The 18,259-nt window shown below is 61.9% G+C and carries 14 protein-coding genes and 1 pseudogene; 5 read left to right on the forward strand and 10 right to left on the reverse strand.

All coding sequences use genetic code 11. The annotated features are described in order from the left end of the window. Positions 1-9 precede the first annotated feature (9 nt). Together G7009_RS22675 and G7009_RS22680 are read left to right on the forward strand one after the other, a co-directional pair. Positions 10-1,059 carry an AI-2E family transporter gene (locus tag G7009_RS22675; RefSeq protein WP_181132338.1) on the forward strand — a complete coding sequence of 350 codons (1,050 nt, stop codon included), beginning with the start codon at positions 10-12 and terminating at the stop codon, positions 1,057-1,059. A gap of 381 nt (positions 1,060-1,440) precedes the next feature. Further along, complete coding sequence (locus G7009_RS22680) at positions 1,441-2,889, forward strand: MBL fold metallo-hydrolase (protein ID WP_181132339.1); 1,449 nt, start codon at positions 1,441-1,443, stop codon at positions 2,887-2,889. A gap of 36 nt (positions 2,890-2,925) precedes the next feature. Here G7009_RS22680 and G7009_RS22685 read toward each other — a convergent pair whose 3' ends face one another. After that, positions 2,926-5,163 carry an ATP-binding protein gene (locus G7009_RS22685; RefSeq protein ID WP_181132340.1) on the reverse strand — a complete coding sequence of 746 codons (2,238 nt, stop codon included), beginning with the start codon at positions 5,161-5,163 and terminating at the stop codon, positions 2,926-2,928. Then, positions 5,163-5,765: a biliverdin-producing heme oxygenase gene (locus G7009_RS22690; protein WP_181132341.1), complete on the reverse strand. Its 603-nt coding sequence runs from the start codon at positions 5,763-5,765 to the stop codon at positions 5,163-5,165. The genes G7009_RS22685 and G7009_RS22690 overlap by 1 nt, the downstream gene beginning before the upstream one ends. Before the next feature lie 207 nt (positions 5,766-5,972). Between G7009_RS22690 and G7009_RS22695 the strand changes: the two genes are divergently transcribed. Next, positions 5,973-6,539: a histidine phosphatase family protein gene (locus tag G7009_RS22695; RefSeq protein ID WP_181132342.1), complete on the forward strand. Its 567-nt coding sequence runs from the start codon at positions 5,973-5,975 to the stop codon at positions 6,537-6,539. A gap of 43 nt (positions 6,540-6,582) precedes the next feature. On the opposite strand, the gene G7009_RS22700 is transcribed toward G7009_RS22695, so the two are convergent. The 4 genes and pseudogenes from G7009_RS22700 to G7009_RS22710 all read right to left on the reverse strand — a co-directional run bounded on the left by G7009_RS22700 (position 6,583) and on the right by G7009_RS22710 (position 10,752). Further along, positions 6,583-7,368: a sulfite exporter TauE/SafE family protein gene (locus G7009_RS22700; RefSeq protein ID WP_181132343.1), complete on the reverse strand. Its 786-nt coding sequence runs from the start codon at positions 7,366-7,368 to the stop codon at positions 6,583-6,585. A 319-nt stretch (positions 7,369-7,687) separates the two neighbouring features. Continuing rightward, on the reverse strand, positions 7,688-8,428 hold the full coding sequence (locus G7009_RS28265; RefSeq protein ID WP_375139567.1) for a methyl-accepting chemotaxis protein: 741 nt from the start codon (positions 8,426-8,428) through the stop codon (positions 7,688-7,690). A gap of 114 nt (positions 8,429-8,542) precedes the next feature. Beyond that, positions 8,543-9,574, reverse strand: a pseudogene (locus G7009_RS28270) (cache domain-containing protein); the annotation flags it as partial. A 299-nt stretch (positions 9,575-9,873) separates the two neighbouring features. Then, the gene (locus G7009_RS22710; protein ID WP_181132345.1) at positions 9,874-10,752 is read right to left on the reverse strand and encodes a LysR family transcriptional regulator; all 879 of its coding nucleotides are present in this window, start codon (positions 10,750-10,752) and stop codon (positions 9,874-9,876) included. Positions 10,753-10,852: 100 nt separating this feature from the next. Between G7009_RS22710 and G7009_RS22715 the strand changes: the two genes are divergently transcribed. Continuing rightward, on the forward strand, positions 10,853-11,281 hold the full coding sequence (locus G7009_RS22715) for a PACE efflux transporter (protein WP_181132346.1): 429 nt from the start codon (positions 10,853-10,855) through the stop codon (positions 11,279-11,281). Here G7009_RS22715 and G7009_RS22720 read toward each other — a convergent pair whose 3' ends face one another. From G7009_RS22720 to G7009_RS22735, 4 genes are all read right to left on the reverse strand, one after another. Next, positions 11,282-12,322 (reverse strand): hypothetical protein, encoded by a 1,041-nt coding sequence (locus tag G7009_RS22720; protein WP_258198033.1) that lies wholly within the window; start codon positions 12,320-12,322, stop codon positions 11,282-11,284. Between the two features lie 84 nt (positions 12,323-12,406). Further along, a complete protein-coding gene (locus tag G7009_RS22725) occupies positions 12,407-13,093 on the reverse strand; it encodes a GntR family transcriptional regulator (protein ID WP_181132347.1) in 687 nt (228 codons plus the stop codon). Positions 13,094-13,109: 16 nt separating this feature from the next. Next, positions 13,110-13,814, reverse strand: coding sequence for a FadR/GntR family transcriptional regulator (locus G7009_RS22730; protein WP_181132348.1), 705 nt, complete (start codon positions 13,812-13,814; stop codon positions 13,110-13,112). A 66-nt stretch (positions 13,815-13,880) separates the two neighbouring features. Then, complete coding sequence (locus G7009_RS22735; RefSeq protein WP_181132349.1) at positions 13,881-15,191, reverse strand: C4-dicarboxylate transporter DctA; 1,311 nt, start codon at positions 15,189-15,191, stop codon at positions 13,881-13,883. Between the two features lie 428 nt (positions 15,192-15,619). On the opposite strand from G7009_RS22735, the gene G7009_RS22740 reads away from it, so the two are divergent. Beyond that, entirely contained in the window at positions 15,620-17,860 is a 2,241-nt protein-coding gene (locus G7009_RS22740; RefSeq protein ID WP_181132350.1) for a TonB-dependent siderophore receptor, read from the forward strand. The last annotated feature ends 399 nt before the right edge of the window (positions 17,861-18,259 follow it).

Here is an 18,259-nt window from a genome sequence, read left to right on the forward strand (position 1 = left end):
AAACCCTTGATGGTCAATAATGATCGCTTACTGATCCAGATCCTGTTGCTGGCGTTGCTGGGCGCCGGCTTGTGGGTCATGGCGCCGTTCATCTCGGCGCTGCTCTGGGGGGCGATCCTGGCGTTCGCCAGCTGGCCACTGATGCGCCTGCTGACGCGTCTTCTCGGCGGTCGGGAGAGTCTGGCCGCGGCCTTGTTGACGGGCCTGTGGATGCTGCTGGTAGTCTTGCCGCTGGTCTGGCTGGGATTCAACCTCGCCGATCATATCCGTGATGCCACGGCGTTCGTCCGCGACGTCCAGGTCGATGGCCTGCCCGATGCGCCGGACTGGCTGGCCGACGTGCCATTGCTGGGTCCGCGGCTGGTAGCCATGTGGAGCACGCTCGACCAGCAGGGGGCAGCGCTCCTGGCCTCGGCCAAGCCTTACCTGGGGCAGGTCGGCAACTGGTTGCTGGCACGCAGCGCGCAAATTGGCGGCGGCATCCTGGAGCTTGCCCTGAGCCTGGTCTTCGTCTTCTTCTTCTATCGCGACGGGCCCCGTCTGGAAGCCTTCGTCCTGCGCCTGCTGCAACGATTGATCGGGGAGCGGGCCGGTTACTATCTGGACCTGGTAGCCGCCACGGTGCAGAGAGTCGTCAACGGAGTGATCGGCACCGCCGCAGCCCAGGGCCTGCTGGCACTGATCGGCTTCCTCATCGCGGGCGTGCCCGGCGCTCTGGTGCTGGGCATGGTGACGTTCATGCTCAGCCTGATTCCCATGGGGCCGCCGCTGGCCTGGGTGCCCGCCACCGCCTGGCTGGTCTGGCAGGAGCATTACGGCATGGCGATCTTCCTCGGGATCTGGGGCACGTTCGTCATCAGCGGCGTGGATAACGTGCTCAAGCCTTACCTGATAAGCCGCGGCGGCAACCTGCCGTTGGTGATCGTGCTGCTGGGAGTCTTTGGCGGCCTGATCGCTTTCGGCTTCATCGGTCTGTTCATCGGTCCGACCTTGCTGGCGGTCGCCTACAGCCTGCTGATCGACTGGAGTCGCAGTACTGCGGTATCCCCACCCCGCTGAGGGGGCTGGCCACCCGGACCACCGCCAGTCAGAAGTCTTTTGTGAAGTTGATGGCCTCGTCGCGGGGCAAGCCCGCTCGCCACTGGGATTCTATCTTCGCAGCACCGCGAACCAGTGGCGAGCGGGCTTGCCCCGCGACGAGGCCATCAACTTCACAGAGGATTCGAGAGCTGCAAGATAAGTGAAAATCGAGAGTTTTCCTCAACTAACCGACATTGATTCTCCGGGCTTGCCAGATAGCCCGGAACCGGCTTGCGCTTGGGCAGCGGTCGTTCCCGACGAAACTAGCGCCCGCGCCCCGTTGCCAAAGCTGCTTCAGGGGCATGCTGCCGAGCGTCCCTCACCCTCATCAACGCAGATGCCTCGCGCAAAGGAAAGCTGATGAAGCATGCCAAACTCATGCACCACGGAGCACGTGAAGGCGTTACCGGGTCGTGCCATCAATTCTGGATGGATGACGATGCCAGCGTACTGATCGATTGTGGTCAGTTTCAGGGGGTAGACGAGAAGGAAGGGGACGACGAGGCGTTGGCCCTGGACTTTTCCATCGAAGGCATCAAGGCCCTGATCGTCACTCATGTCCACATCGATCATGTCGGGCGTATCCCGAACTTGCTGGCGGCGGGCTTCGAAGGGCCTATCCTGTGCAGCGAACCCTCGGCGCGGCTGTTGCCTATCGTGCTGGAGGATGCATACCGCCTGTCCATCAGCCGTGATCAGGAGCAGTTGGAGCGCTACCTGACGATCGTGGAACAGCGCATCATCGCCTTGCCCTATGGTAACTGGTTCACCCTGCATGAGTCTGACGGGATGGATTGCAAGGTGCGCCTGCAGCCCGCGGGCCATGTCTTGGGTTCGGCTTATGTGGAGCTGGAGCTGCAAGGTCGTGGATCCGCGAGCGAGCGCATCGTCTTCAGTGGCGATCTGGGAGCGCCCCATTCGCCGATCCTGCCTGACCTGGTGCCCCCCGAACGCGCGGATCTTCTTATATTGGAAAGCACCTACGGTGACCGTCGGCACGAAGACCGCATGCACCGTCGAACGCGTCTGCAGGCGGCGATCGAACGTGCGCTGGCCGATCAGGGGACGGTGCTGATTCCCTCTTTCAGCATTGGCCGCACACAAGAGCTGCTGTACGAGCTGGAGGAAATCCTCCACGAGACATGTCAGGCGTCGGATGCGCCTGCCGCTGCGCCCATGCCGGACAATGACAGCGCGCCGGGCATCGACTGGCCACAGATACCGATCATCCTCGACTCGCCGCTGGCAAGCCGATTTACCAGGACGTACAAGGAGCTGCAAGACTTCTGGGACGAAGACGCCCAGACCCGTGTCGAAACAGGGCGCAAGCCGCTGTCCTTCAAGCAGCTCATTACCGTCGACAGCCACGACGAACATGCGCGTATCGTGGATCACCTCGCTGAAAGCGCGCGTCCTGCCATCGTCATCGCGGGAAACGGCATGTGCTCGGGCGGACGGATCGTCAACTACCTGAAAGCCTTGCTCGGCGACAGTCGGCACAATGTCGTTTTCGTCGGCTATCAAGGCCAGGGTACGCCGGGGCGAGATATCCAGACCTATGGGCCGCAAGGAGGCTTCGTGGTCCTGGACGGCTGCCGCGTCGACATCCGGGCCGGCATCGATAGCGTGGGTGGCTATTCGGCTCATGCCGACCAGGCGGACCTCGTGGGCTTCGTGACCCGTATGCGGGAATGGCCGAAGGAGATCCGTCTCATTCACGGCGAAGACGAGGCCAAGCGGTGCCTGGCCGAGGTGCTGGAAGCGAACTATCGGGAAGCGGGACGGGAAGGGCGGGTGGTGATTCCCTAGTGGCCACAAGGGCAACTGGGCACCGGACCCGCTCCTTCATGCGCAGTCCATGGACTCGACAGCGCACGGGACCGTAAAGCGGAATTCACTGCCCTGTCCTGGCTCGCTCCGTGCCCCGATCGTGCCGCCGTGCGCCTTGATGATGCCGTGAGTGATGTAAAGGCCCAGCCCTGTGCCGTTCGGGTTGCCCTCGCGGGCCGTCCAGTAGCGGTCGAACACGTGGGGCAATTGGTTGGCGGGAATTCCCTTGCCGTTATCGCGGACACTGAAGGCGATATAGGCACCGTCGGCCGTCGCCTCTACGGTGACCTTGCCGCCCGTGTCGGTGAACTTGATCGCGTTGCCTACCAGATTGGAGAGTACCTGGAACAGCCGCTCGGGGTCGGCGTGAATCTGCAGGCTCGGTGCCGCCTCGAAGGTCAGCTCGATCGACTTGCCCGACGCCAGTGGCGCCAGCAAGGTATAGGCTTCCTCGAACATGTGGGTGACGTTCAGCGCCCTGGGCAGGATCGTGTAGCGCCCGGCTTCGATCTTCGAGGTGTCCAGCAGGTCGTCGAGCAACACGTTCATCCGGCTGGTGGCCTGTTGCATGGTACTCAGGGCCGTGGTGATCCGCCGTGAGGCATTGGTGCTATCGCCGCTGAAGGATTTCTGCAGCATGCCGCAGAGCATGGAGATCACGGTCATGGGGTTGCGCAAGTCATGCGAAACCACCGCGACCAGTTCGTCACGGGCGCGCACGGCGGCCTGCTCCTTGATGACCTGATGGCTGAGGTCGATCTCCAGGGCCGAGCGGCGCAGGTCGTTGGCGGCGAAGTGATCGCCGTGCTGCCATTTGCGGGAAATACCTTCCATCTCGACCTTCCACAGCTCGAAGGACGTGCGTGGACGCAGTCGCAGGCCGGTGCCGGACTGCTCCATGTGCAATGGCTTGCGCGGGTCGCCGCTCCAGTTGAGCGTTTCCTTGACCTCGGGGCGGAACCACAGGATGCCGTTGGTGATCGGTTTGGGCAGGGTAAAGGCGAGCACGCCACTGGCCAGGGTGCGGTACTGCGTGGCCGGAGCAAACAGGCTGCCGAGACAGTCGCTGGAGAATACCGGCATGCCTTGTTCCTGTATCCACTGGTGCAACTCACGGATCTGTTCCGGTTCCGGGCACAGTCCGGCGGTGCGCAGTCGCTCATCCTCGATGATCGCCACGCCGCTGGCATCTACCAGGCTCATCAAGAGAGGCGCATTTTCGGACAGGCCATCGAACACCGTGCCTTGACTGTCGTGCATGACCTGGCCCAGCTTGGCCAGGGTATCGAGCTTGGCATCACGCTGGGCCGAGAGCTGCAGGGCTTCCATCGCATTGATCTGCAACGACAGGATCTGGCCGATGGTCTTGCAAGCGCTGCGCAGGCTGCTGGGCACGTGCAAGGGCGAGCGGTTGCCACAGCTGATCAGGCCCCACAGGCGGCCATCGCTGATCAACGAAATGCTCATGGACGACAAGACGCCCATGTTCTGCATGTACTGGCAGTGGATCGGTGAAACGCTGCGCAAGCTCGCGAAGCTGAGGTCGAGCGGGCCGTCACTGTCGGGGCGCAGCGCAGGCACGATGGGCACCGGGGTGTAGTCGGCGTCGGGAATGATGCGCAACCAATTGTTCAGGTACAGCTGGCGTGCCTGGGCGGGAATGTCGGACGCCGGGAAGTGCAGGTCCTTGAACAGCTCCATGCCAGGTGACGACGCTTCGGCGATCACCTGGCCATGCCCATCCTCCTCGAAACGATAGATGAGCACCCGGTCATAACCCGTCAGCGCCTGGACTTCGCGCACGCTCAGGTCGTATAGCGCATCCAGGTCGCGCGTGGCTTGCAGGCGTTGCAGCAACCGGTTGAGGTGGCTGTGTGGGTCGCGGTTGCCATGGGCCAGCAGCTCCAGTTCGAAGATCAACAGCCCCTGGTGGCGGTGCATGAAACCTTCGAAGGCTTGGCCGTTGATCTTCATGTCCAGCGGCTGCAACTCGTCGGCCAGTTCTTGCTCGACCAGCCGGCGTACCTGATCGGCCAGGCAGGTGCCGAGCAGAGCGGTAAGCGGCTTGCCCAGCACCTGCTGAACTGCCACGCCCAGCAACGCCTCGACATTGGCGCTGATCTGGAGAATTTCCAGGCCGGGCTCGCTCAAGGTCATCAGCACGCCATGAGGCTGGATCGCGGCAGGGTACTGAATAGGCTCGTTGGCACAGTTGGCCAGAAGCTGCTCGAACATCTCGTCATCATTACTCATCACAGCAGCACCTCCCGCGCCTCGAGCCATTGCTCGAAACAAGTGAATGTATCGATCGCCGCCCGTACCGTATTGGCCTGTTGCACAGGCGAGGCGGGGTAGCACTCGAGAAAATGCAGGAAACCGCGCCAGAGCGTTCCGGTCTCGGTGCCATAGACATCCAGGAAAGCTCCCCCAGAGTCGTGGTCGATGCCCAGGCGCTCGGCCAAGGCCCGCTTGAGCACTTGCCCGCCCAAGGTGGAGCCTTCCAGCACATACATCACGCCAAGCGCAGTCGCTTCATCCGTCACCTCCGGCAAGGCCTGGCAGCATGGCAGCGCATCGATTTCACCAGGCGAGAGGCCGAGGGCTCGCAGATCCTGGGTCAGCGCAGGTGTCTTGGCACGACGGGCATGATCGAGCGCGGGCAGATGCGCCGCGAGTTGACGCTCCAGCGGAGCATGGAAGCCATGGTAGGCCATGAGCAGGTGGCGGTAGGCCGGCAAGTCGAAACCGGCGCTGAAGAATGGCATTCGTGCTTCCAGTCGCTTGTGCAAGGACGCGGTGCCTTGACGCAAGGCTTGAAGCAAAGGGAAAGCGGGAGAGGACAACGCTGACGGCATTCAGGTGGTATCTGCTGGCAGGATGAGAGGAGCACCAAGATGGCGACAGATTCGAAGTCCTGGCATCCTACAGGAATGTAGTGGGAGAGCGCGATTTTTCCTACTGGCAGTTTGACCCTTTTCTGGGTCACAAGCATTCGAATGCGAATATACCTTCGCGCTGCTCGCCGATCGCGCTCGGCCTGCGTGCTTACGCCGGAATTTCTCATGAAAGCGGTTCGCCTGACCCTGATCAGTCACGCCCAGACCTTGGCACAGAAAGTCGGTCGCTTTCATCTGGAAGACGACCCGATTCTCAAGCCTGGGCCGGAGTTCTACACCGATCCTGCCATTTGCGTGATAACGGCGCCGGAGCGTCGAGCTCGGGAAACCGCGGCGCTGTTCGCCACGTCCGCCTGGTCGTCGCACGAGTTGCACGATTGCGACCTGGGGCACTGGAGCGGGATGTCGCTGAAAGCGCTGCAAGCCCAGGATCCGGCAGGTCTACGGGCCTGGCAGCAGGATCTGTCTGCCAACCCCCACGGTGGCGAGTCGATCGCCACGCTGTGCAAGCGGATCGGCAACTGGCTGGAAGCCTTCAAGACCCCTGGCCGCTGGCTGGTGGTGACGCATCCGTTCGTGCTACGGGCGGCAATGCTGCATGTGGCGCAATGCCCTCCAACCGCTTTCCATCGCATCGACGTTCTGCCCCTGGCGAAGCTGGAGTTGAGCCACGCGGGGCAGTGGAGGGTGCAGTTGACGCCGATGGACAGCGCGCGCGTTGGGGTGGGTTAGATCTTTTCAGGCCTTTGGGATAGCGCTTGTGGACGCGGGGTGCTCAGAACGCCAGTTTGTAGCCGATCAGCAGTAGCATCGCCGCCAGGCAGGGCCGCAGGACATTGTCGGAAATGCGCCCGGTAAGATGGCTGCCCAGATAGATACCAGGCAAAGAACCCAGCAGCAGGTAGCCAAGCAGCGACCAGTCCAGGTTGCCCATACTTGCGTGGCCGAGACCGGCGACCAACGTCAGCGGTACGGCATGCGCGATCTCGGTGCCGATCAGGCGGCGGGTGACCAGGAAGGGATAGAGCAGGAAGAGGGCCACGGTACCCAACGCACCCGCGCCGATAGAGGTGAGAGTTACCATGACGCCCAGTACCACGCCCGTCACTACGGTGAGGATATTCAGGGTTCGATCGTCGAGGTGGTAATGGTCGCCGGCGTGACGGCTGGCGAACGCTTGCAGGCGCGATTTGAACAGGATCGCCAGCGCGGTCAGGATCAGCACCACGGCCAGGCCTTGCTTGATCACCCCGTTCAATGCCGAGGTGTCGGCATGCAGCGTACTGAGGAACCACAGGGTCAGGGCCGCGGCCGGCACACTGCCCATGCTCAGCAGGCCGGTGATCTTCCAGTCGATGTTCTTGTTACGCCCATGTACCCAGACGCCGCTGGCCTTGGTAATGGCCGCGTAGAGCAGGTCGGTGCCGACGGCCGTGGCCGGACTGATGCCGAACCAGAGCAGAATAGGGGTCATCAGTGAACCGCCACCGACGCCGGTCATACCGACGATGAATCCTACGACCAACCCAGCAATGGTAAAACCGAAAGAACCTACATCCATACGCTACTCGACTGCCCAACTACGCCCGTGATCGGATGCAAGCAGCATATAGATTTTTTTATAGCCAAATAGACTTGTTCGTTATTAGGTTATAACTGCGAGTTGGCTATTTAGCGCTGTGGCACTGTTGACGTGCTTTGTTTCAGTTCTTTTTAGGGGCTGATAGCCTCTTCGCGGGCAAGCCCGCTCCCACCGGTACGGCGGCGGCTTCAGAAATGCTCTCTGTGCGACAGGGCAGCCCAATCGCGATATACGCTCAAGGGCTGCCAGTATGGCAGCCCTTGCTACGGCGCCAGGTGGATCGCTGCAAGCCTTTTGATCAGATCCGGAAGCTGCCCACCAACTGCTTCAACCGGCCCGCCTGCTGGCTAAGCGCTTCGCAATGGCCCAAGGTCTCGTTGAGGCTCTCCACCCCTTGCTGGTTGAGGGCATTGATCTGAGTGATGTCCAGGTTGAGGCTTTCGACCACGGCGGTCTGCTCCTCGGTGGCCGTGGCGACCGACTGGTTCATGCCGTCTATCTCGCCGATACGCTGGGTGACGCTGGCCAGCCGCTCGCCGGCGCGGTTGACCACCTGCACGCTCTGCTCGCTCGACACCTGGCTGGCGTTCATGTTGTGCACCGCTTCGCGCGAGCCGACCTGCAGGCTGGTGATCATGCGATGAATCTCTTCCGCCGATTCCTGGGTACGGTGGGCAAGGTTGCGCACCTCGTCCGCAACCACGGCGAAACCACGGCCCGCCTCGCCGGCCCGTGCTGCCTCGATGGCGGCGTTGAGCGCCAGCAGGTTGGTCTGCTGGGAGATACCCTTGATGACGTCGAGGATCTTGCCGATATCGTCGGTACTGGCGTTGAGCACTTCGATCTGCTCGCAGGACTCGCTGATCTTCAGCGACAGGGCCGTCATGGCCTGAATGCTCTGTTCCACCACCTGACGCCCGTCATTGGCCTGCTCACTGGCGCCACTGGCATGTTGCGACGCATCGGCGGCATTGCGGGCGATCTCCTGGGTGGCCGCGCCCAACTGGTTGATCGCCGCCGCGACGCTGTTGGTGCGCATGCTCTGTTCTTCCGAGCCGATGATCGTGGCATTCGAAGCGCTCGTCACGCGCTCGGAGAGATCATGCACCAGCCGCGTGGCCGAGGAGACTTCCGATATCGACGCATGAATGCGCTCGACAAAACGGTTGAACGAAGCGGCGAGCTCGCCAAACTCATCCTTGCGCTCGACCGCCAGGCGGCGAGTGAGATCGCCTTCGCCCTCGGCAATGTCACGCATGGCGCGGCCCATGGTCGTCAGCGGGCGCATCAGTACCGGGATCAGCAGGCCCAGCAGGCCGGCGATCGCGGCCACGGCGATCAACATTGCGATGATCGCCGAGGTGCGGAAATGGCCGAGCGCGGCATAGGCCTTGTCCTTGTCGATGGACAGGCCGATGTACCACTGCGCCGAAGGCAGGCCATCGACGGGGGCGAAGGACAGGATGCGGTCCTGCCCCTCGCTCGCCACCTCCTGCATGCCTGCCGTGACCTGCAGATCGCTGCCTGGGAAGATGTCCTTGAGGTTCTTCAGGAGATGGTCCTTGTTCGGGCTGACGAGTACCTGGCCGCTGCGGTCGGCGATGAAGGCATGGCCGATGCCACCGAAGTCGACCGCATCGATGATGGTTGCCAGGGTATCGAGGCTGAGGTCGCCGCCTGCCACGCCGAGCAGGGTGCCGTTATTCTTGCTCTTCACCGGGATGGCGATCGTCACCATCAGTTGCCCGAGCGCGCCTTGGTAGGGTGGGGTCAACACGGTCTGATTGGCGGACACCCCCGCGCTGTACCATGGGCGCTGACGCGGGTCGTAACCTTCGGGCATGGCACTGTCGGGGCGCTGGGTGAACACGCCGTCGGCCTGGCCGAAATAGGTGAACAGGAAGTTGCGGGTATAGGCGGGTTGGTCGATCAATGCCGCTGTATCGCCAGCAGCCCCTTGCTGGGCGATGTCCTGGGCAAGGTTTTCCATGACCAGGATGCGTCCGCTCATCCAGTTCTGCACGCTGCTGGCGGTCAGCGCGCCGGATTGGCGTAGCGAGGAATCGATATTCTGGGCGATGGTATTGCGCTGCAGGTAATCGTTGTACAGCGTGAACAAGGCAAACGCCAATACCACGACCGAGCAGGCACTGAGGAGGATCTTGTGGCGGAACTTCAGGTTCATGTGTCGAGACCTTGAGCCATGCTAAAGGGAGATCGCGCCGTTCGATAAAGGGCTGGACCAGTCGAAATCGATATCGGCCGGGGTCGGAGAAAATTGACAGGTTCCCACTACCTACCCGATGACTCCTCGACGGGTGGCGAACTCACGACAGCGGCGGCGGCGCGTAGTAGCGGTCTGCCGTGTCCCTCGGAATCGATCCGTTACCAAAAGATCGGTCCTGCCTGACGCGGTGCTGCCAGATGCACTGACATCCACTCTCTGCGACCAGTCCGGCGCGGTCTTGAGTGCATGGCTTGTGGCTACCTTGCCGCCAGACTGTCCACCAGCGCCCGGGCTGCCTGCTGCAAGGGCAGCTGCTTGAGCCAGAAGGCGTGGACAGGCAATTGCAGTTCGTTGCGCGTATTGCGGAAATCCAGCCGCAGCAGGCGTCCATTCGCCAACAATGGTGTCACCCTCGACAATGGAAAGTCGCCCCAACCCAGCCCGGCCTCGACCATCTGCAGGGCCATGTCCAGGCTGTCGGTCCGCCAATGGGTGGCGCCAATCAGCGATCGGGTGTCGCTGATGGGCAGATCGCGGCTGCAGACCAGGATCTGGCGGACAGCGATGAGATCTTCCAGGTAGCGGATACGCTTGTCGCGCAGGGCCGGGTGCGCGGGGCTGATGACTGCCACCAGTGATTCCACGCCAAGGTTCTGGAAGTTGCGCCGGGCATCGACTTGGAGACCGGCAAAGGCCAGGCACAGGTTGACCCGGCCATCGTCGAGCAATTGCAGGGCTTCTTCCTGAGGAGCGCTGAGTATTTCGATGTCGAGCAGCGGGTGGCGAACGCACAGCGCGCCGACGGCTTCGAGCAAAGGCCCATGATCGATATCGGGTACCGCGGCGATAGCCAAGGTGCTTTCCAGGCCCAGGGACAGCTCCAGCGCATGGATACGCCACTGGCCAAGCTGCTCGGCGATCAGCCGCGCATGGGGCTCCAGCGCCCGTGCTCGCGCGGTGGCAGTGACTTCCCTGGAATTGCGCTCGAATAGGGGGTAGCCAAGCTCGGCCTCCAGATTGCCGATGGCCATGCTCACGGCGGAAGGCACCCGGCCCAGGACACGGGCAGCCGCGGAAAAGGAGCCTTGGTCGAGTACGGCGAGAAACAGCTGGATGGTATCGCTGGATAGATTCATGACAGGTTCTCCTATCAGTCAGTCTGATAGCTGCTGACTTTATCTGTCAATGAAACTGATCCATCCTACCCCTTCATCATCTCAACCGAGGCAACAACGAGTGCAAGGTCTTCGACGCAAACTGGTCTACGTGACCGCCTATGAACTGATCGGCCTGAGCATGTCTACCCTTGGCCTGGCCTATCTGTCGGATACACCCGCGGCGCATACCGGACCCTTGGCCTTGATGATCACGACCATCGCGATGACCTGGAACCTGATCTACAACACGCTGTTCGAGTATTGGGAAAGCCGCCAGGTCAGACGTGGTCGCAGCCTCGCACGGCGCGTGGTCCATGCGATCGGCTTTCAGCTGACCCTGGTGATCTTTCTGATCCCGCTCATTGCCTGGTGGCTGGGGATGAGCCTGACCGACGCCTTCATCGTCGACCTGGCCTTCATCATCCTGGTGCCTTGCTACACCTTTATCTACAACTGGCTGTTCGACCGTATCTTCGGCCTGCCAAGCGCTGCCAGGGGCGTTGCCTGATCACGGCGCGGCGGGGATTCGGATCAGCAGAGGCTCTTGTTCCCGCGCCTCGAAGGCTGCAGGCCTGAGGCTGTCCTCGATCTGTCCGGACAGGTAATAGACCCCGGCCATGACGCCACTCTGGCGGTTGTCCATCAGCTCGCGCCATTCTTCGTTCAAGGCCACGTTGAGGATCACCCGCAGTTGTTCGACCATGCCAGCGTGCTCTCGGTCATGGGTCATCATGCCAAACCCCGCGACCGCGACCGAAATGACCGTCCCCGCCGCCTTGCCGACGGCAGCGGCGACGGCACTGGCGATACCGCGCGGGGCCAGGCTGGCACCGAGCTTTGCGCTGGCGCGGGTAGCGACCGACGAGAGTCCGACCTGGGTCTGCCCCGGGCCTTTGGCGGGCTGCTCGTGCAATTGCTGGCGCAGCGCGATCCAGGCCGGCTGTTGGTCCACGGGGCGTGCGCGCAAGAGCTGATACAGGCTGGCGTCACGCGCGGGCGGCGGACCCAGGGCGATCGCCGGGATTCGGTTCAGGCGTTGGCTGAGCTGGTCGGGTGGCGCATTGAAGCGGCTGACGATGCCTGGCAGTTGCTGCCCGAGCAGGTGCAGGTACAGCTCCATGGCCCGGGTACGGATGGCCTCGGGGTCGATTTCCTCGGCTACCGGCTCGATGACGCGTGAGTGGTATTGCGCCTGCAGGTAGAGGGCCAGGCGTTTTTCCACCGGTTCGCGGCCTTTGCCACTGTCGACCTTGTACCAGGCGACCTTGAGGGTCAGCCACTGCTGAGTCCAGTAACCGGTGAACCAGGGAATGAAGTCACTCTCGGTGCGCTGCTGTACGCGATCTTTCCAGACCCGCATGGAGCGACGCGCATAGTCGCTGGCCGAACCCGTGGCGCCCAGGGACGCCTCGACCAGTGCCAGGTCTACCTGCCGCCATGCGCTCGGTGACAGGTTCGCCGGGGGCCTGACGACAGGCGCGGGCTTGCTTGCGCAGCCGGACAGGGCCAGCAGCAGACACAGCAGCGAGGCGGCGAGGCGGACGTCCAAGGCGGTAGCCTCCCTGATAGAGGCTGATGGAATCGTCTGAGTATAGGAGAGCGCGCCAGGGAAGCAGGCGCGCGCAGGGTTCTGTTAGCGGCGATCGAACTCCAGTTTGGCCTCCAATCGGTCCAGGTGGCGGTGCATCAAGGTCAATGCCGCTTCGCTGTCGCCATCCTCGACCGCGTCGATGATCGCCGCGTGCTCCTGCCACGCGCAGTGTTCGCAACCGGGTGCTTCGTAGCGGGCGATGATCAGCGAGGTCATCGGTACCAGGCCGTCGAGAAAACGCGCCAGCGGTGCATTGTTGGCCATTTGCGCGAGCTTGAGATGAAATTCGCCGCCCAGACGAATGGCCGTGCAACGTGCTCCGCGTTCGTGGTGATGGCGCTCACGCTCAACCTGCTGGCGCAGTTGGCGAATCTGCGCCGGTTGCGAGCGTTGGGTGGCAAGTCCGATCAGCGTGGTTTCGGCCAGGCGCCTGGCACTGAGCACCTGCCGGGCTTCCCATGGGTCCGGCGCGGCGAGATGAGCGGTATGGCTGGGACGCTGGACGACCACGCGTTGGTCCGATAGGCGTCCCAGTACACGGCGGATCACCGTGCGGCTGACGCCGAAGGCATTGCCCAGGGCTTGTTCGGGCAGGGCGCTGCCTGGGGGCAGGCGCTGCTCGAGGATGGCGTCGAACAGGCGGGGGTAGATCTGCTCGGCGGACAGTCGGGTTTCGCCGGCCGCGAGCAAGTCGGGCAGGCGAGGGGCAGCTTGGGCGCAGGCGCTCATGGTCGCTCTCCTGGGGTCATTGGCCCGGATGGTCGTCCGGGATATCGAGTTCGATGCCCATGCGCTGGCCTTCCTGAATAATGTGCCGACGCATCTGGGCACTGGCCTGGGCGCTGTTCTTGTCACGGATGGCGCGAACCACGGCTTCGTTTTCCTGCAACCTTGCGGCCAGGTGTTCGGGTGAGTTGCGCAGGACCTCGGCGCTCTGCTTCAGGGCATTGCCGGTCTGTTGCACGACACTCTGGAAGATTGGGTTGGCCGTCAGGGCGAACAGTTCTTCATGAAAAGCGATATAGGCGTTGACGCCCGCTTCGCTGTCCTGGGCGTCAAGTGCCTCGCGCATGTCCATCAAGGTCAGGCGTAGCTGACCGATGTCCTTGCTGCTGGCCGATTGCGCGACCAGACCGACGATGAATGGCTCCAGGGTGTAGCGCAGTTGCAGGACGTCGGCAAGGCTGGCCGCAGCCACGACATCGGGTGCATGGGTGGCTGGCGCGGTGTCGGCATCGAGCACCAGCACGCCTTTGCCTGGCAGCGAACGCACCAGGCCAAGGGTTTCCAGCACTGTCACCGCTTCGCGCAGGCTCGGGCGACTGATGCCCATCTGTTCGGCCAGTTCACGCTGGCCGGGGAGCATGTCGCCCGAGCGCCACTGGCCACGCGCCATGGCCTGACGGAGCTTTTCCACCACCGAGTTGACCACGGTCGATGAGCTGATCACCTTGCGCTCCAGGTTTGTACTTGCATGTTGGCTCCTTGGCCGACGTGTAACGTCGGCCCGTGTCTTTTAGAAATCCTGTTGATGCACCTGTGGCTGCTTGCTCGGCATGTGCGCGAAGCCTGGCTTGTTATCCAGGACGTTACGCGCTCGATCCAGGTCGATATCACGCTCCCAGCGTGCAATGGCCACTGTGGCTACGCAGTTGCCGATCAGGTTGGTCAGCGCGCGACCGATGCCCATGAACCAATCCACCGCGAGCACCAGTACCAGACCGACCACCGGGATGGCGGGTACCGCAGTCAGCGTCGCTGCCAGGATCACCAGCGCCGAGCCTGGGATGCCATGAGCGCCCTTGGAAGTCACCAGTGATACCAGCAGTATGGTCAGCAGGTCGGTCATCGCCAATGGCGTACCCGTGGCATTGGCGATGAAGACGATCGCCAGGGTCAGGTAGATCGAGAAGCCATCGAGGTTGAAGGAGTAACCCGTGGGGATCACCAGGCCTACCGTCGAACTGCCGATGCCCAGGTGTTCCAGCTTGCGCATGATCTGCGGTAGCACGGCATCGGACGAAGCGGTGCCCAGGACGATGGTCAGTTCCTCGCGCAGGTACTTGATGAAAGGCAGCATCTTCAAGCCCGACAGGCGCATCACCGTACCCAGCACCAGCAGTACGAAGCCGGCGCAAGTCAGGTAGAACAGTGCCACCAACCCGCCCAGGTGCTGCAGCGATTCCAGGCCGTACTTGCTGGTCGTGAAGGCAATGGCGCCGAACACACCGATCGGTGCCAGGCGCACGATCATGCCCATGATGCGGAAGATCACGTGGCTCAGTTCATTGATCAGGCGTGAAATCCCCGAGGCCGACTCGCCCACCAGGTTCAGCGCGCTGCCGAACAGCACCGAGAACAGCAGGACCTGGAGAATGTTGTTGTCGGCGAAGGCGCCCACCACCGAGGTCGGGATCAGGTCCATGAAGAACGCGGTCGCCCCATGGATATGCTGGCCGCGCTCGGCCAGGCTGCTCGCATCCGCGGCCGAGAGTTGGTCGAGATGGATATTTGCACCACTGCCGATCCCGGTGCTGAACGCCAACGTCAGGCCAATGATCAGCGCAAGGGTGGTGAGAATTTCGAAATAGATCACCGATTTCAGGCCGATGCGTCCGACCTTCTTCAGGTCGCCCGCGCCCGAGATGCCGCTGACCACCACGCAGAACACGATCAGGCCGATGAGCATCTTGATCAGCTTGATGAAGCCGTCACCCAAGGGTTTGAGTTGCAGGGAGATCTCGGGAAAGCTGAGGCCGCAGGCAACGCCGAGCAGAAGGCCGAGCACTACCTGGAGGAAAATCGAACGCGAGCACCATTTGAGCATGGGGGGAGTCTCTGATCGGTGTCCTTGCTTCGATGCTGAAAGGCAAAGAGCGGAGGACTTAATTATTGTGGTCTTACCGGTTTGTCCAGTGCCAGAGCAGTGTGGTGCGATTTCCGTAGCTTTGCAAGTTGTTTTGTCTTTACCGGTCTGACCAGTGGGCGGAAGGCCGAGGCGCTGCCGGAATTGCGGGTGGTCGTTGTCCTTGAGAACGGGGCAAGGAGCTTTTCGTCCCTACCGGCGGCCTGCACGCCCCGGCAAGTTCCCGGCAAATGTGTAAATTTCGTAAATAAGATTTAAACCCATTTGAGAATAACTATATTTGGCATCCGTAACGGCTGTCCGAGTATTGCTCAAGGCTAGCGGGCGTCCGCCTGCTGCCTGGCGCGCGGACCTGGCCCAGACGCCCATGAATCTTGCGGAGAAGTGAAATGCAATCCAGAACCTCACCCAGCAGCCTGGCCATGGCTTTCGTCGCATTGGCATCGCCCGCCATGGCGATGACCTCGGTACAGGCCGAGGAAGCCCGCGCCGGTGAGGTTCTGGAAGTGCCGGTCGGCGAAAACGCACTGGTGATCGAGAACACCATGGTCACCGCCGAGCAGGAGGCACGCCAGGCGCTGGGCTCGTCCGTCATTACCGAGGAAGACATCAAGCGTCGTCCGCCGGCCAATGACCTGTCCGACATCATTCGTCGCGAACCCGGGGTCAACCTCACCGGCAACAGTGCCAGCGGCGCGCGGGGCAACAACCGGCAGATCGACCTGCGTGGCATGGGGCCGGAAAACACCTTGATCCTCATCGATGGCAAGCCATCCAGCGCTCGCAACGCCGTCCGTTACGGCTGGAACGGCGACCGCGACACCCGGGGCGAGACCAACTGGGTACCGGCCGAGGCGGTCGAGCGCATCGAGATTCTCCGAGGTCCGGCGGCCGCGCGCTATGGCTCCGGGGCGATGGGCGGGGTGGTGAACATCATTACCAAGCGCCCGTCAGACGAATTCAAGGGCAACGTGAATCTGTACACCCAGCTGCCTGAAGACAGCGCCGAGGGTGTCAGCCGCCGCGCCAACTTCAACGTCAGTGGCGGACTGACTGAGAACCTGGGGGTCCGCGTCTATGGTGGTTTGGCGAACACCGACGCCGATGACTTGGACATAAATGCCAAGCACGCCAATAGTGCCCTCGCCGCCGGTCGCGAAGGCGTGCGCAACAAGGATATTAACGGTCTGCTGAGCTGGAAGCTCAACGACGAGCACCGCCTCGAAGCGAGCGCTGGCTATAGCCGTCAAGGCAATATTTATGCTGGTGACACCATGAACAGCAATGGTGGCAGCAACGTAGACTACATCTCCAGGCTGTATGGTCACGAGACCAACGTCATGCAGCGCAGTACCTATGACCTGACTCACTTCGGTGACTTCAGCTGGGGCTCGACCAAGACCTTGCTGTCCTATCAGTATGTGCGCAACTGGCGCATGAACGAGGGCTTGGCAGGCGGTCCCGAAGGCTCGATCAATGATTCCGGTGCCGCGCTGTCTCGCCTGCGCAATACGCGCCTGGCCAGTGAAGCGAGCCTGCCATTCACACTGGGCGGTACCGAACATGCATTGACGTTCGGTGGCGAGTATCTGTACGAAAGCCTCAATGACCAAGGTTCCTTCCGTGCTCAGAGCTTCGATCCATCTGACACTGCCGGAGACGAGATCGCCGGTTTCGATCGGAGCGAATCGAAGATCACCGCCAAGAGTTATGCCTTGTTCATCGAGGACAATATCGTGGTCGGTGACACCACCATCACACCGGGGCTGCGCCTGGACCACCACGAAGAGTTCGGTGATAACCTGAGCCCGAGCCTGAATCTGTCGCACAAGCTGACCGACGACCTGACCGTCAAGGGGGGGATCGCCCGCGCATACAAGACACCGAACCTCTACCAGTACAACTCCAACTATCTGCTCTACAGCCGTGGCAACGGCTGCAGCGTGCAGCAGACCAACTCAGGTGGTTGCTATCTGCAGGGCAACTCCAATCTCGATCCTGAAATCAGTGTGAACAAGGAGATAGGCCTGCTCTACGACCGTGGCACCTGGCGGACCAGTGCGACGTACTTCCGTAACGACTACAAGAACAAGATCATCGGCGGTACCGATGTCGTCTATGACATCAACGCCGGTCGCCGTGTCACCCAATGGGAAAACGCCGGCAAGGCCTTGGTCGAAGGCGTCGAAGGCAACTTCTTCATCGAGCTGAGCCCGTCGCTGGACTGGAACACCAACCTCACCTGGATGCTCAAGAACGACAACCGTGAAACCGGCGAGCCGCTGAGCGTGATCCCCGAGTACACGGTCAATACCACGCTGGACTGGCGTGCCACCGAGCAGCTGTCCTTCCAGGTGGCGGGCACCTACTTCGGCAAGCAGAAGTCGCCCACGTACAACTATCGCACCCAGGAAACCTACACCGAGGACGCCCAGCAGGACGTCGAAGCGTACGGCCTGGTGGATATCAGCACCGGTTACAAGTTCAACAAGCACTACGATGTGCGTCTGGGTGTGAACAACGTCTTCGACAAGCAGATCTACCGCGGCGGCAACGCCAGCAGTTCGGGTGCCAATACCTATAACCAGCCGGGCCGGGCGATGTTCGCCGCCTTGAACATCTCGTTCTGACCGACTGGCTGTAGCCACTGCCCCGACCCGGTCGCGCATCGACCGGGGCAGGGCAGTTTTCCCTTGTCTGGACTGCAGCATTCACAAAGAGGCTGGGTCTGCGGGTTGTCACGTTTGAAACAGCACCTGTGGGCTAATGCCTGTCAGATAAAGGAAAGCAATCGGTTCAAATGCTGGTGCTCAGCCTTCGGCTTTTGGAATCCTCAGTGATGCTGCTGGCCTATCGCGGGACGAGCCCGCTCGCCACTGAGAACACCACGAACCAGTGGCGAGCGAGCTCGTCCCGCGATAGGCCAGCAGCGTCACTGAAGATTCCAGAGGCAAAACAAGAGCACCAACCAACGAAATTTGATGGTTTTTCATTAGCTGACCAACATTAGCCTTTCGGCGGCCTGAACT

Origin of the sequence: Pseudomonas capeferrum, assembly GCF_013523055.1 — a bacterium.
GTDB classification, from domain to species: Bacteria; Pseudomonadota; Gammaproteobacteria; order Pseudomonadales; family Pseudomonadaceae; genus Aquipseudomonas; species Aquipseudomonas capeferrum_A.